We start from the raw sequence: 13,614 nt of genomic DNA on the forward strand, positions 1-13,614 counted from the left end.
TTTTATATCATTATTATATTACATTTTTTCTTATATATGCAAATATATAACAAAATGGTTTTGCTAAATGATATATTGTTTTTCTAAAATAATATTTAATTTTTCCCTTTTTCTTTGTATTATTTGCAATTAACCTTTTCTTCCTCTTTATTACATTTAAATCGTGTTGACTTAATTTTCTTCCACCATAATAATAGGAGTCAAGAATATCCTTTACCCTACTTAAATCCACTTCAGTTTTTTCTTCCACTTTACCAATATACTCTATAAGCGTTACATCCCTTGAATATTTTATATTGTTAAGCTCTCCATAAAATATAATTTCATTAACGACATTTGTTATACTATCTACTTTCAAAGCTACAAATATATAGAGACTTAAATATATTAAAATTATAATCAATATAGAATATACATAACCTGGAATTTTTAACTTTATTTTTACTTCCTTCTTCTCTTTTTGTTCTGTACCCTTAGATTCTTCTTTTTCTTTTACTTTTTCCTTATCTTCTTTTTGTTCAATTTCCTTTTCTTCTTCTGAAGTCTCCTTCTGTTCTTCTACAATAAATAAAGATTGTGGTAGATAATCTGATATACTAATATGTCCTGGGGTTGCATCAAAGGTAACCCATCCTAATTCTTCTGTATATACCTCAACCCAGGCGTGAGCATTTTTATTATAGACGATATTTTCTCCTTCAGTTACCTTAACTGTAAAGCCCTCTACATATCTTGTAGGTATACCTACAATTCTACACATTATTGCCATAGCACTGGCATAGTAGGTACAGTATCCCCTTTTTCTTCAAACAAAAATAATCTACAAAATCTCTGTCATCAGGAACAACACTAACATTTTTATCATATGAAAAATTTAATTTAAGGTATCTTTCTATTAATGCTGCCTTTACAAGATTGTTTTTATTTTTGTGTTCTTTTATAATTTCATTTGTTAAACTATATACCCTTTGTGGAACTGAGTTTGGAACATTTAAATACTGTGAAAACTGACTTAAATTATATTTTCTATTTAGGTTGTTTTTCAATATATCTTCTAAATTATTATAATCATAATAAACAGAAACAACTTTGTAGCTATCCTTAGAAAACAAATTTTTATTTGAAACAACCTCCCAGTCCTCATCCATAAACAACTGTTTATTGGAACTTATATTCAAACTTTGCAAATAAAGAGGCGTAAAAACAGTCTCTGTATTAATATATTTTGGGGTTATCTCTAAGATAATTGTTCTTAGTTTGTCCCTATTAATTACCTTTGCTTCTCCTAATCCATTAACATCTGGAACTTCATTTTTTATCTCTAATTTTGTAAGTTCTGGTTTAGTCCACATACTTCCATTATAGATTGTCTTTACTGTACCTCTTAAATGAACCTCTCCTAAGTTAGATGCTGATTTTACAATAAAGGCCTTTGAATTGTCATCCTGTATTGGCCCTCCTAATTTTTTATCATTCCTCTGATACCCTGTCATAGATAGTGAAAAAATCTTAGGTTCATAATTTACAACTCTATTTATTATTGAACCTGATTCAAAATCCAACTCATCAATATATATATATGGTTGATTTTTAAAGGGAAGTAATTTAATAAAAAGGTTTGTTGCCATTGTAAATATAGTTATTAAGGTTAACCACCTTATAAAGTAACCCCTTTGATATTTAACATTAATTTCAATACTTTCGGTGTTTTTACTGAAATTGTTATATCCATACAGCATCAAAAGAACTGTAAAATATAGTACTGCCCTGTTGATATTAACTAAGTCATAATAATAGAGTCCATAAAAAACAAATAAACCTACTATAAATAAAAATAGTGAACTATTTTTATTCTTTATCATTTGATAGACAATAAAATACGTTGGAATAAATAGTATCGTTACTAAATTTAAAAAATAGGTATTGTAGGTTTCAATAAGCCCACCATATTCTACTAAGCTTTGAACAAATGGAATAAATCCCCTATACAATTCAAAAACTATATTATTTATATAGGGATGAAAAAATAATAATAAAAGTGCTAAATTAAAAATTTTATATCTATTTGCAATGAATAAACAAATAACTATAAAAAGATAAATATAAATTAATACATTGGTAAAAAGCTTCACCTTAAACAAATCCTGAAGGTTTAAAAGAATTATTATAAAAAGGACCGTTTGTATAAAATTGTACCATACAAATTCAAGGGGTCTGTTTTTCATACATAAATACCCCCTTTATATCCTCTGAATTCATTATATAAATTATATTGCTGTGTCTTTCCTCTGCCTCATCACAGCTAACTATATAAAAATTATCTATATGTTCCTGTATTTTATTCAGTCTATTAGCTTTACTACTATATATTTTGCCTGTAATGTAGATAGTTGTGCAGTGTTTGTTTATTTTTATCCTGTCCTTTACTGTATCAAGCACATCAAAGGTACCCTTTGCCCTTACAGTAGCAACTAAATTACTCATCTTTTTTAAATCATTTATGTTTTTCCCATCTGCAGAATAAAATTTATTAGAAACAATATATAGCATTGTCTCTATTTTATTTCTTAATAAATACTCAATTATTGATATACAGACCTCTGCAGCTGTTTCCTCAAAATCTTGATTTTTATAAACCTCTGTCATATCAAGTACAATATTTACAGCATTCGTTCCCGATATATCATATTCCTTTATCTGAAGTTCGCCCCTCTTTGCGGATAGTTTCCAATGAACCCTTTTAGGTTATCCCCTAAAATATATCCTCTTATATTCCTTATGCTTGTATAATCTTCATTAGTTGATGCCTTTGCCCTATGGGTTCCAAAGGGCCTATAATTTGGTAGTTTTAGATTTTCTAAATAATGAATTTTAGGATAAACACATATATTTTTGCCTATCTCAATACTTTTTTAAAACATATAATACCAAAAACATCCCATATCTTAATTTCAATAGGTCCTATATTATATATACCTCTATATTTAAAATTTATTTTGTTATTCAGGGTTATCTTTTCAAGAGGCATCAATGAAAAATATGATTTTTTAAAATCTTCTTCCAGAAGAAATACTTTATCAACTTCAACATATGGTATAGGTAAAACAGATTTATTCTCTACAACTGTTGCTAAATTTATTTCATCCTTTGTTGTACAGTATGTTTTATCTACCTCTTGATTTGCTGTAATGGTATTCCTGCTTATAACACACCAAATTATCGAAAGAAAAATGCTAAAAAAATCAAATAAAAAATCCTGTAAAAATCTCACTCCCAACAGTTGCGACAAGCCAGAAAGATATAATTAAAATTACTACTGATGACTTATTTAATTTAAACATATACCTTAGCTCCAGGTACAGCTACTTCACTTAGTATCTCTTGTAAAACTTTTTCTTCAGAATTACCTCTTATTTTTACTTCTGGTTTTATCGCTATCCTGTGGGATACAACTTCAACAAAAACCTGTTTTACATCATCTGGCGTAACATAATCTCTGTTGTGTATATATGCCATTGCTTGACTTGCCTTTAATAGATGAATTGTAGCCCTTGGGCTTGCACCTATTACTATCTCGTCTCTATTCCTTGTTTTTGATACCAATGATACTATATACCTTTCTAACTTTATCATCTACATATACCTCATTTACTTCCCTTTGCATTTTTATAATGTCCTCTTTATTGGACACTTCTCTTAAATCCTCCAATGGATTTTTACCCTTAAACCTTCTTAATATAATAATCTCTTCATCTTCATCAGGATAGCCAATACTTATCTTCATCATAAACCTATCAAGCTGTGCCTCTGGAAGTGGAAAGGTTCCTTCATATTCAATTGGATTTTGTGTTGCAAGTACTATAAAGGGTTCCTTTAGTTTGTAGGTTTTGTTATCAACTGTAACTTGTTTTTCCTCCATTGCCTCCAGCAAACTTGACTGAGTTTTAGGCGATGTTCTATTTATTTCGTCTGCTAATATTATGTTGCTCATTATTGGACCAAATTTAAATTCAAACTCTCCTGTTTTAGGATTTATAATAGTAACCCCTGTTATATCTGATGGTAGTAAATCTGGTGTAAACTGTATTCTACTAAATTCACAACCAATAGACTTTGCTAAGGCTTTTATGAGCATTGTTTTTCCTACACCAGGTACATCCTCTATAAGTGCATTACCTCCAGATAATAAACATATTAAAACCTTTTCAACTACATCCCTCTTACCTACAATAACCTCTCCAACATTTTTAATAATATCCTCTATTTTTCCCCTATAACCCATAATAACCTCCTGTATATTTTTGAATTTGATACATTTTTTACTTATATTCGTAAATTAATTTCCATTTTGGTGCAGTCCACCAAAATGGAAATTATATTAATCTGCATTTTCTGTATTAGTTGTTTGTTCATCCTTTATATCATTTTGTGTTTGCGTATTTGTAGTTACTTTTTTAGTACCAACTCTAACTTTTCCATTTAATACTTTGTAGGTGTCATCGCCAAGCTTTTCAGTCTTTACAAGCTTTCCGTTTTGATATACCTTCCTATAAGTTCTTACCTTCATACCTGCAATTGGTTTTATCTCAACAACCTTTTGTCCCTCTGGCAAATTTGGATCATTAATGTACTCTATTTTTGGTCTCTGTTCTTTGATAAACTTCAGAAACAATCTCTACATATTGACCTTCTCTTTCATTAGCACCATATATATTAACGGTAATTGTTGAGGTTTCTACTACTGCTTCTATATATATAGGGTTGTTATAATTATTTTTAAATTGAAAGTCAATACTATCGCCTGCAATAGTTGCATCTCTACCAGGTGCAACATAAGCAACTGCAAGTCCGTGAGCCTTTCTCTTTACTATTTCAAAATTACCAAGCAATGCTGCATTATACATAGTTGTAGAAACCTGACAAATACCTCCTGCAAGTCCTGGTTCTAATTTACCATTTATAATAACAGGTGCCTCCTTATATCCTTGACTTGCATTTCTTGGTCCTAAAACCTTTAACATAGAAAATACATCTCCAGGCATTATCACAATCCCTGTCAGATACTTTGCAGCTATTTTTATGTTATCTGTTCTATTTACATCTGATGGCTTAAAGGAGGTCGTAAATGAAGAAACCTTTGTTGTTATGCTGGATAATGCTTTAGCCTTTATTTTAGCTTCAACTACCTTTGTTGGAACTTCAATCCTATTTATTTCTCCCTCTGGTTTTATCTCATTTTTTATTAGTTCTATTAATTTTGGTTCATCTACTGCAATACCTGATACCTCTTCAGTTATTACAAATTTACCAGAAATTTTAGAGATTTTTGCGTCTTTAGGTTCTTTATTTATGTCCTTTGAAATTTTTTCAACTTCTCCCTTTATTATTGAGGTATCTGCAGCAAAATTTAAAGGAATATTGTTTGTATTTCTCTTTAATTTATATCTTTCAATTGTTTTCTCAATTATGTTACCTGATTTTCCTAAATTATAGGCTATATCAACTGCCTCCTCAACATCATAATGTGCCTTTAACCTTTTAAAATCTATAGAGTAATTTTTATTGTCATAAAATATATCTATTTTTCTATTTTCTAATTTACTATTAAACTTTTCATTAAGTAGTTTTTTGCCTCCTCTTTAGTCATACCACCTACATATTCATTATTAATATAAATACCTTCAAAGATTTTATCCGATGCTTTGCTGGTAGTGTTTAGCAAAAATATAACTGAAGATACAATAAATAGAATTAATAAAGAAAAAATATTATAAGTCCATTTCTTAATCCTTTTTCACCTAAATTTCCCCTTAACTTGCTTGTTATTATAAAAATCACAAAGGTCATTAATTGGACACTCCAAACATTTAGGATTTCTTGCAGTGCATAAATTTCTTCCGTGCCAGATGAGTAGATGATGGGCACTTGACCACATATCCCTTGGTATATTTTCCATAAGGTGCTTTTCTGTTTCAAATACATCCTCTGATTTGGCAAGCCCTATTCTGTTGGAAACTCTAAAAACGTGGGTATCTACTGCAATTGCATCTTTTCCAAAGGCATTTGAAAGAACAACATTTGCTGTTTTTCTCCCTACACCAGGAAGTTTAACTAATTCCTCCAATGAATCTGGTACTTCTCCATTGTACTTTTCTACTATTATTTTACTTGCAGCTATTATATTTTTGCTTTATTTTTATAAAATCCGCAGGTTTTTATGTATCCCTCTAACTCACTTTGGTTTATGTTTGCAAAATCTTGAGGTTTATTATATCTTTTAAACAAAACATCTGTAGCTTTATTTACAGTAACATCTGTTGTTTGGGCTGAAAGAATGGTGGCCACAAGTAATTCAAAGGGAGTTTTAAAATTTAGTGCACAGCCTAAATGTCCATATAATTCGTTTAAAGTTTCAAGTATCTTTATTACTCTTGTTTTTTCCATTATAATCACCTAAAATAATTTTATATCAAAACTATTTTAACATAATAGTTATTTTTTTCAACAAACACTTTTAAGGATGGTGTTTAGTTTGTCTATAAAAAATCAAATAATTGAATTTGCTAAAACCATAGGAATTGAATATATTGGCTTTTGCAGAGCTGAGTTTACAGATAATTTTGTTAAAAGATTGCAGTACAGTTATCTTAAAAATTACAACTGTGAATTTCAAGAGTCTGACATTAAAAAAGAATAAATGTTAAAGAATATATGGAGGAAGCCAAAACCTTTATCTCAATAGCTCTACCCTATAAAACTATTCAACCTGATAAATCAAAACCTTATTTTTCAAAATCTTCTTTAGGTAAAGATTATCACATTGTAGTAAAAAATAAATTAAAACTTATTGAAAACTTCTTACAAAATAATTACAATGCAAAAACTGTATCCTTTGTAGATACAAGTCCTTTGCACGATAGAGAAATCGCATATATGTGCGGCATATGTTTTTACGGTAAGAATTCAACCTTAATTACAGAAAAATATGGTTCCTATGTTTTTGGGAGAAATACTAACAAACATAGATATTGAACCTTCTACTCCAAAGGCTTCACTTTGCGGAAGTTGTGATAAATGCATCAAAGCCTGTCCTGTTGGTGCAATAAAGGAAGAGTATTTTGTTGATGCAAATAAATGTTTATCCTATATATCTCAAAAAGGGATGAATTATCTGAACAAAATCAAGAAAAATTAGGACTTAGAATATATGGTTGCGACACCTGTCAAGATGTATGCCCCTTTAATATTAAAGCACAAAATTCCACTATAGAAGACTTTTTACCTGAAGATTGGAATATTAATATTAATGAGGAGGCTTTTTGAATTTATCTAATAGTAATTTCAATAAAACCTTTAAAACCACCTCTGCTGGCTGGAGAGGGAAAAAGGTACTTCAAAGAAATATGGTAATAGCAATGGGGAATTCCAAAAACAAAGAATATTTAAATATACTTAAAGGTTTGAATCAAAATGAATATCTTCAACAATACATAAAAAATGCTATTAAAAAATTGGAGGTGGAAAAATGAAAAAGGGAATTTTAACTAAATTAATACTTAACGCTGCAGCTATATATATAACTGCTTCCTTTGTAAAGGGGTAGAAATAAGGGATTTTTAGCCGCTATAGTTGCTGCAGTAATACTTGGTCTTGTTAATGCACTAATTAGGCCTATTATTTTACTTTTTCACTACCTATTAATTTAATGACCCTCGGACTTTTTACATTTGTAATAAATGGATTAATGCTGTCTATTGCTGCATCAATTACAAAGGGTTTTTATATCTCTAATTTTGGTGCTGCTGTAGTTGCATCTATTATTATATCCATTGTAAGTGCCATATTAAACTTTCTATTTGTTGAATAAAGGAGATTATTTATGATTATAGGATATGCTTCAATAACTTTGATGCTGTACTCACCGACTTCATTAAAGGAAAAAAGGCAAATAGTAAAAAGCCTTATAACTAAAATTAGAACTACCCTTAATGTTTCCTGTGCAGAGGTTGATTTAAACGATAAGTGGCAACTTGCCCAAATTGGTATTGCGACAGTATCTAATGATAAGAAAATAGTCGATACTCAAATCAATTCAGTTATAAGCTTAATTGAAAAGGATGGAAGAGCTGAAATTGTAGATGTAGTGGTAAATACAATATAATATTAGAGGTTGTTGAAATAGCTATAATATGCTTAGCCCCTTGAAGGATTTCTTTGCATCCCTTCAAAGGGGCTTTAACAATAAAAAATTTATACTTATCAACAATATAATAATAGCTTATCGGATTATGTGGTGAGCTCTGAAAATTATAGAAGTTGTAGCTTACTTTTATCTATTTAGTATTATTAACTGTATCTAAAAACTATATTACATAATCCTCAAGATACACCACATTCTCTTCTTTATTTCTTACTATCTTTGCTGGGATTCCTACTACTGTAACATTAGGAGGGACATTTTTAAAACAACTGCATTAGCACCAATCTTTACATTATCCCCAACAGTAATAGGCCCTAAAACCTTTGCCCCAGCACCAATTATTACATTATTTCCTATTGTTGGATGTCTTTTCCCCTTATCTTTACCTGTTCCTCCAAGGGTAACACCGTGATAGATTGTCACATTATCTCCAACTTCCGCTGTCTCTCCAATAACAACTCCCATACCGTGGTCAATAAAAAGACCTTTCCCTATTTTAGCACCTGGGTGAATTTCTATACCTGTTAAATTCCTTCCGATTTGAGAAATAACCCTCGCCAATACAAACATTTTCCTTTTATAAAGTCTATGGGATAATCGATAGAAAAGAACCGCATACAACCCAGGATAACATAATATTACCTCAAGCATATTCTTTGCAGCTGGATCCTTTTCCATAATATTTTTGCTTCTCTATAAAGCGTTCTAAACATAACAATCACTCCTCATCAAACAATTCTGTTGATAAATATCTTTCTCCTGTATCTGGAAGTAATACAACTATTTTTTTACCTTTTCCAAGTTCCTTTGCCTTTAAAAGTGCTGCATATAGAGCTGCACCTGATGAAATACCAACTAATATTCCTTCTTTTTAGCAATTTCTCTTGCATATTTCATTGCATCCTCATTTGAAACAGTAACAATCTCGTCTATTATTTCTCTTTTTAAAATTTTAGGAATAAATCCTGCTCCAATTCCTTGTATTTTATGTGATCCTGGATTACCACCAGATAACACTGGAGAATCCTTTGGTTCTACTGCTACGATCTTTATATTGTCTAATCTTTCCTTTAAAACTTCTCCAACTCCAGTTATAGTACCTCCTGTACCAACACCTGCAACAAACATATCTATATTTCCCTTCATATCTTCAAGAATTTCTATTGCGGTTGTTTTTATATGTGCCTTTGGGTTATATATATTTTCAAACTGCATCGGCATAAAGTATCCTTTTTCCTTTGCAAGCTCATATGCCCTTTCAACAGCTCCCTTCATTCCCTTTGCACCTTCAGTCAATACTATATCTGCACCATAGGCCTTAAGTATCTTTCTTCTTTCTATACTCATTGTCTCAGGCATAACCAAAATCAAACTATATCCCTTTGCTGCTGAAACCATTGCAAGTCCTATGCCCGTATTTCCACTTGTAGGTTCTATTATTGTGTCTCCTTTTTTATAAGTCCCTGTTTTTCTGCCTCTTCTATCATTGAAAGGGCTATCCTATCCTTCACACTACCCCTGGATTAAAAACTCTACTTTTACATAAACCTCAGCACTATTTTCATCTAACATATTATTTAATTTTACTAATGGTGTTTTTCCTATTGTTTCATAAATATTATTAAAAATCATTTAGACCCCTCCTAAAATAATTGATTTATATATAAATTTTTTGCATATAAAAAACCTTCTACCTCTGTAAATACAGAGGCAGAAGGTCTACTTCCGCGGTTCCACTCTGTTTAGGCTAATAAAAGCCCATCTCATTTTCAGGTACTAACATACCCTATCTCTATAACGGGAGCACCCGTAGCAGCCTACTTATTTTTCGGCTTAACACTCCGAGGGGCACTTCAATTATACTCTGCTTAGAACTCTCTCAGCCTTGGAGTTCCTCTCTGTAAAGCTTTATATAATCTACTTTCCCTCTTCACTGTGTTTAATTCCTATTAATTTAGTCGGATTTCTTAATTATATTATATGCAATTCTCATAAAAAATCAATAAATATTTTTAAATTTTTTTATGTATTTTTATTTACAAAATACGTGTTTACCAATTACCTTGATTACAGGACGTGAATATATCCATTTATTGGTTGTTTTTTCAGGATTATAATAGTATATTGCTCCTCCAGATGGATCCCATCCATTTAAGGCATCTATTGCTGCTTTTCTTGAACTATCTACAACTGCTGCATTTATCTGCCCATCTACAACAGCTGTAAAAGCACCTGGCTGATAAACTACTCCTGGTATAGTTGATGGGAATCTTGGATCCCTAACTCTATTCAATACAACTCCTCCGATTGCAACCTGACCAATATATGGTTCTCCTCTTCCTTCACCATTAATAACTCTTGTAAGTAAATCTAAGTTTTGAGAGCCTGTTCCTGCTGTACTTTGACCTCTTGATGATGATACATTTATGCCAAGTGCAGCTAAAGTTCTTGGTCCAACTACTCCATCTGCAGTAAGACCATTTTTCCTTTGAAAGTTTCTAACTGCTGTATAGGTCTGATATCCATAAATTCCGTCTATTGCACCATTATAATAACCCCATCTTTTTAATCTTGTTTGAATTTCTCTAACAACATCCCCTCTTGAGCCATAGGAATAGGTTTGAGCGTTGATAACACTTGTAGTAATAAAGTATGCAAAATACATCATAAATGCTACCCATACAATCAAAAATGCCTTCTTCAATTTACATCCCCTCCTTCATTATCTTATTATTTCCAAGGGATGATAGAAATTATTACAAAAACTCCTTAATTTTTATTAATGTTGAATTATTTAATTTATGCAATCAATATGACTTTTATTTTACATACTTCCTTCACAAACTTGAATAATTTGCCCTTTAGTATATTTAAAGAGTCTATACGCACTTATGTCGTTTACAATATTAAGTTCTGTAAAATATAGTTCTCCATCTATCAATCTAATATCTTCAATTAGATTGTTACTTTTATATATGTTATTATAAACATTGTTTTTTACATCAATCTGATATATTTTAAAAATGTCTCCTGTTCTACATACTGTATATAGAAATTCATCATCTGTTGCTATAATATATATGTCTGACAGATCAATTTTAAATTTGTTTTTGTAATCTATATAAAAATAATCCATAGATTTTAAATCTTTATATACAAGTTTTAATTTCTTTATATCTAAATAGTTTATATAAATATCGTTGTATTTATAGTTTGTAAATATGGTTTTAGAGTTCTCCTTTAAATTTAAAAGCTTTAATACTAAATCTATGTTTACAAAACTCGATAGGTCGTAAACATCATATTCTTTTTCTATATCTATTAAATATAGTCTATCTTTATTGTTTTCGGTAATCTTTACTATCACTCTATATTCGTCTATATAATTAACATCTATTTTTGTGCATCTTCTAAGTTTAATATAGTATTATATTTTCCTGTATATTTATCTATCGCAATTAAGTAAAGTATTGAACTTGATATGGTTTTACTAATTATTATATTTCCTGACGTATTATACATAGGATCATATACTTTTCCATTTATCTTTTCTTGAGTTAATCTTAAATTTTTAGGTACTTCGTCCACACGAAGCTCTGAAAAAGTCCATTTATCATTTAAAAAATCCAATTATAATTTTTATATCTAATTCCGCTTTCCTCTAATGTATACAGCAAATTTCCATTTATATCTATAATTTTATATTCATTTTCGTACTTTAGTGCAACCTTTTTGTTATCTGGACACCATTTAATATTTTCAATTATATTATTACTTTTTTCCTTAATATCAACATCATAAATATAATAAACAAACATAAATACTAAAAATATAGATAAAGCAATAGTAATTTTTTTCAAAGTATCACCCCTTTTAAGTTCTTTTAATAGCCTTGAGCATAACTCAAAGACCTTGATTTTACTAGCCCGATAGGGCCAAATTTTTTATCACTCAAATTTATGTCATAGGATTTCCTCTCTTTTGTCGAATTATACTATATAACCACACATAATACAAAAACAATAAGGAGGAAATCTCTATGTACCAACGTCAAGAAATATTTAATATAATTGAACTTTTTACTTCTCAAAAACTTATCAATTTTTATACTAAAATCTTTGATAGTCTTGATTTATCTATATTACCCGATAGGATTCCTTCTAAATATGGTCCTAATGGCTATTCTCGCCATGCTCTTTTAGAGCCTTTATTGTTATGAAATGTGAGAAGTTCGGCAAAATTACTGACCTAAAAGATTTTCTAGAAAATAATCTAATCATTGCTCAGCTTTGTGGTTTTAATATTCTTAAGCCTTTGCCTTCATACTCAGTTTTTCAGAGATTTATTAAAAATTTATCTAACTCTTATCTTAAGGAAATCATGAAAAATCAAGTTAATATTCTTAAAGAACTAGGATTTATTGACAACAACTTTATATCAGTTGATGCAACGCCTGTTAAAGCTAACACTAAATTTAATAATCCTAAATGCTTCGCAAATAACAAGTTTTCTAAAAATAACCCGCCTTCTTCTGATAAAGATTGTAAATTAGGTGTTCATACTGCTAATAACTCTATGAATGTTCAAGTTTCAGAAGATAAACCTAATAATTCAAAGAAAAAATATGAATTCTACTGGGGATACAAAAATCATGTTATTTGTGATGCTATCTCTGGTCTTCCCATTGCTGAATTTACTACAACCGCTGATGTCAATGAAATTTCTAACTTTACAGAAATCCTATCTGATACAAATGAGTGGTTCCCACTCAAAGGTAGTTATATTATTGCTGATAAAGGCTATGATTCAAAGCAAAATCATGACTTTATTCGTAATACCCTTAAAGGTCATGCTTTCATTGCATTAAATAAACGTGGAAGAAAGCCTAAAGACTTAACATCCACAGGTAATGTAATATGCGATGCTGGATTAGCAATGCATAAAGATGGCAAACAATATTTTGATTCCTATATTAAACAAAAGTTTTGCTGTCCTTTTAGAACTTCTAAAGATGATTCTTTATGTCCATGTAACCACGAAAAATTCTTTAACGGTAAGAAAAACAGAGGTTGTGTAAAATACATAAGTATTGGCACTGATTATAGATCTTCCATAAATCGTGATTCTATATTTTTCAAGAAAATATACAGTCTTAGAACTGAATCTGAAAGATACAATTCTAGATGGAAGAATCTAAATACTGAGCAAGCTTATGTTAAAAATATTAACTCTGTTGCTAATCTAAATACAATCGGACATATTTGTCTTTTAACTATTGCAATTGCTGCTATAAAATCTGGCTGTGTTGATAAATACAAATCCCTATCGGGATTAAAAAGGACAGCTTAAACTAAGTTATATCAAAATTTTTAAGCATCAATTTCACCAAGGGGATAGTCTACCCTTTTTTGTTT

At 30.0% G+C, this 13,614-nt stretch carries 17 protein-coding genes, 7 pseudogenes and 1 other annotated feature; of the genes and pseudogenes, 8 read left to right on the forward strand and 16 right to left on the reverse strand.

The features are described 5' to 3' along the window. Positions 1-13 precede the first annotated feature (13 nt). The 10 genes and pseudogenes from PL321_RS02350 to nth all read right to left on the reverse strand — a co-directional run bounded on the left by PL321_RS02350 (position 14) and on the right by nth (position 6,444). Entirely contained in the window at positions 14-769 is a 756-nt protein-coding gene (locus tag PL321_RS02350; protein ID WP_273963325.1) for a transglutaminase-like domain-containing protein, read from the reverse strand. Continuing rightward, positions 753-2,225, reverse strand: a complete 1,473-nt coding sequence (locus PL321_RS02355; protein WP_273963326.1) for a hypothetical protein — start codon at positions 2,223-2,225, stop codon at positions 753-755. The genes PL321_RS02350 and PL321_RS02355 overlap by 17 nt, the downstream gene beginning before the upstream one ends. Next, positions 2,206-2,646: a hypothetical protein gene (locus PL321_RS02360; RefSeq protein ID WP_443110683.1), complete on the reverse strand. Its 441-nt coding sequence runs from the start codon at positions 2,644-2,646 to the stop codon at positions 2,206-2,208. Before PL321_RS02360 ends, PL321_RS02355 begins: the two co-directional genes overlap by 20 nt. Positions 2,647-2,896: 250 nt before the next feature. Further along, positions 2,897-3,271: a hypothetical protein gene (locus PL321_RS02365; RefSeq protein WP_273963327.1), complete on the reverse strand. Its 375-nt coding sequence runs from the start codon at positions 3,269-3,271 to the stop codon at positions 2,897-2,899. A gap of 62 nt (positions 3,272-3,333) precedes the next feature. After that, a pseudogene (locus PL321_RS02370) lies at positions 3,334-4,282 on the reverse strand (AAA family ATPase). Between the two features lie 96 nt (positions 4,283-4,378). After that, positions 4,379-4,612 carry a G5 domain-containing protein gene (locus PL321_RS02375; protein ID WP_273963328.1) on the reverse strand — a complete coding sequence of 78 codons (234 nt, stop codon included), beginning with the start codon at positions 4,610-4,612 and terminating at the stop codon, positions 4,379-4,381. A 10-nt stretch (positions 4,613-4,622) separates the two neighbouring features. Further along, positions 4,623-5,042: a VanW family protein gene (locus PL321_RS02380; RefSeq protein WP_273963329.1), complete on the reverse strand. Its 420-nt coding sequence runs from the start codon at positions 5,040-5,042 to the stop codon at positions 4,623-4,625. A gap of 243 nt (positions 5,043-5,285) precedes the next feature. Further along, positions 5,286-5,582, reverse strand: a pseudogene (locus tag PL321_RS20755) (peptidoglycan binding domain-containing protein); the annotation flags it as partial. A gap of 11 nt (positions 5,583-5,593) precedes the next feature. Further along, positions 5,594-5,722: a hypothetical protein gene (locus PL321_RS02390; protein WP_273963331.1), complete on the reverse strand. Its 129-nt coding sequence runs from the start codon at positions 5,720-5,722 to the stop codon at positions 5,594-5,596. 72 nt (positions 5,723-5,794) lie between these two features. Then, positions 5,795-6,444: pseudogene (nth, locus tag PL321_RS02395) on the reverse strand (endonuclease III). Positions 6,445-6,532: 88 nt separating this feature from the next. On the opposite strand from nth, the gene PL321_RS02400 reads away from it, so the two are divergent. The 6 genes and pseudogenes from PL321_RS02400 to PL321_RS02425 all read left to right on the forward strand — a co-directional run bounded on the left by PL321_RS02400 (position 6,533) and on the right by PL321_RS02425 (position 8,161). After that, a complete protein-coding gene (locus tag PL321_RS02400) occupies positions 6,533-6,697 on the forward strand; it encodes a hypothetical protein (protein ID WP_273963332.1) in 165 nt (54 codons plus the stop codon). A gap of 14 nt (positions 6,698-6,711) precedes the next feature. Continuing rightward, complete coding sequence (locus PL321_RS02405) at positions 6,712-7,032, forward strand: QueG-associated DUF1730 domain-containing protein (protein ID WP_273963333.1); 321 nt, start codon at positions 6,712-6,714, stop codon at positions 7,030-7,032. Next, positions 6,995-7,323 (forward strand): annotated as a pseudogene (locus PL321_RS20760) (epoxyqueuosine reductase). The gene PL321_RS02405 and the pseudogene PL321_RS20760 overlap by 38 nt, the downstream one beginning before the upstream one ends. Beyond that, entirely contained in the window at positions 7,320-7,529 is a 210-nt protein-coding gene (locus PL321_RS02415; protein ID WP_273963335.1) for a hypothetical protein, read from the forward strand. The pseudogene PL321_RS20760 and the gene PL321_RS02415 overlap by 4 nt, the downstream one beginning before the upstream one ends. A gap of 164 nt (positions 7,530-7,693) precedes the next feature. Next, positions 7,694-7,867: pseudogene (locus tag PL321_RS02420) on the forward strand (phage holin family protein); the annotation flags it as partial. 12 nt (positions 7,868-7,879) lie between these two features. Continuing rightward, a complete protein-coding gene (locus PL321_RS02425; RefSeq protein WP_273963336.1) occupies positions 7,880-8,161 on the forward strand; it encodes a DUF503 domain-containing protein in 282 nt (93 codons plus the stop codon). Positions 8,162-8,363: 202 nt separating this feature from the next. Here the strand turns inward: PL321_RS02425 and epsC are convergent. The 6 genes and pseudogenes from epsC to PL321_RS02455 all read right to left on the reverse strand — a co-directional run bounded on the left by epsC (position 8,364) and on the right by PL321_RS02455 (position 12,060). After that, positions 8,364-8,878 (reverse strand): annotated as a pseudogene (gene epsC / locus PL321_RS02430) (serine O-acetyltransferase EpsC). A 40-nt stretch (positions 8,879-8,918) separates the two neighbouring features. Continuing rightward, a pseudogene (gene cysK / locus PL321_RS02435) lies at positions 8,919-9,832 on the reverse strand (cysteine synthase A). A gap of 71 nt (positions 9,833-9,903) precedes the next feature. Beyond that, positions 9,904-10,143, reverse strand: a binding site (T-box leader). Positions 10,144-10,232: 89 nt separating this feature from the next. Next, a complete protein-coding gene (sleB, locus tag PL321_RS02440) occupies positions 10,233-10,868 on the reverse strand; it encodes a spore cortex-lytic enzyme (protein ID WP_273964353.1) in 636 nt (211 codons plus the stop codon). Between the two features lie 156 nt (positions 10,869-11,024). Further along, entirely contained in the window at positions 11,025-11,567 is a 543-nt protein-coding gene (locus PL321_RS02445; RefSeq protein WP_273963337.1) for a hypothetical protein, read from the reverse strand. A gap of 26 nt (positions 11,568-11,593) precedes the next feature. Then, a complete protein-coding gene (locus tag PL321_RS02450; RefSeq protein ID WP_273963338.1) occupies positions 11,594-11,830 on the reverse strand; it encodes a hypothetical protein in 237 nt (78 codons plus the stop codon). Next, entirely contained in the window at positions 11,818-12,060 is a 243-nt protein-coding gene (locus PL321_RS02455) for a hypothetical protein (protein ID WP_273963339.1), read from the reverse strand. Before PL321_RS02455 ends, PL321_RS02450 begins: the two co-directional genes overlap by 13 nt. A gap of 179 nt (positions 12,061-12,239) precedes the next feature. Here PL321_RS02455 and PL321_RS02460 point away from each other — a divergent pair, with 179 nt between their 5' ends. Together PL321_RS02460 and PL321_RS02465 are read left to right on the forward strand one after the other, a co-directional pair. Then, entirely contained in the window at positions 12,240-12,419 is a 180-nt protein-coding gene (locus PL321_RS02460; RefSeq protein WP_273962636.1) for a hypothetical protein, read from the forward strand. Continuing rightward, positions 12,416-13,549, forward strand: a complete 1,134-nt coding sequence (locus PL321_RS02465; protein WP_273963340.1) for a transposase — start codon at positions 12,416-12,418, stop codon at positions 13,547-13,549. The genes PL321_RS02460 and PL321_RS02465 overlap by 4 nt, the downstream gene beginning before the upstream one ends. Positions 13,550-13,614 lie beyond the last annotated feature (65 nt).

It is taken from the genome of Caloramator sp. mosi_1 (assembly GCF_028622835.1).
GTDB lineage: Bacteria > Bacillota > Clostridia > Clostridiales > Caloramatoraceae > Thermobrachium.

What these genes read in the sequence shown, in the direction of transcription:
- PL321_RS02460 (WP_273962636.1), top strand. Translation starts at nt 12,240, where the DNA reads ATGTACCAACGTCAAGAAATATTTAATATAATTGAACTTTTTACTTCT.
- PL321_RS02465 (WP_273963340.1), top strand. Translation starts at nt 12,416, where the DNA reads ATGAAATGTGAGAAGTTCGGCAAAATTACTGACCTAAAAGATTTTCTA.
- PL321_RS02360 (WP_443110683.1), bottom strand. Translation starts at nt 2,646, where the DNA reads ATGACAGAGGTTTATAAAAATCAAGATTTTGAGGAAACAGCTGCAGAG.
- sleB (WP_273964353.1), bottom strand. Translation starts at nt 10,868, where the DNA reads ATGATGTATTTTGCATACTTTATTACTACAAGTGTTATCAACGCTCAA.
- PL321_RS02425 (WP_273963336.1), top strand. Translation starts at nt 7,880, where the DNA reads ATGATTATAGGATATGCTTCAATAACTTTGATGCTGTACTCACCGACT.
- PL321_RS02355 (WP_273963326.1), bottom strand. Translation starts at nt 2,225, where the DNA reads ATGAAAAACAGACCCCTTGAATTTGTATGGTACAATTTTATACAAACG.
- PL321_RS02380 (WP_273963329.1), bottom strand. Translation starts at nt 5,042, where the DNA reads ATGCCTGGAGATGTATTTTCTATGTTAAAGGTTTTAGGACCAAGAAAT.
- PL321_RS02405 (WP_273963333.1), top strand. Translation starts at nt 6,712, where the DNA reads ATGGAGGAAGCCAAAACCTTTATCTCAATAGCTCTACCCTATAAAACT.
- PL321_RS02350 (WP_273963325.1), bottom strand. Translation starts at nt 769, where the DNA reads ATGGCAATAATGTGTAGAATTGTAGGTATACCTACAAGATATGTAGAG.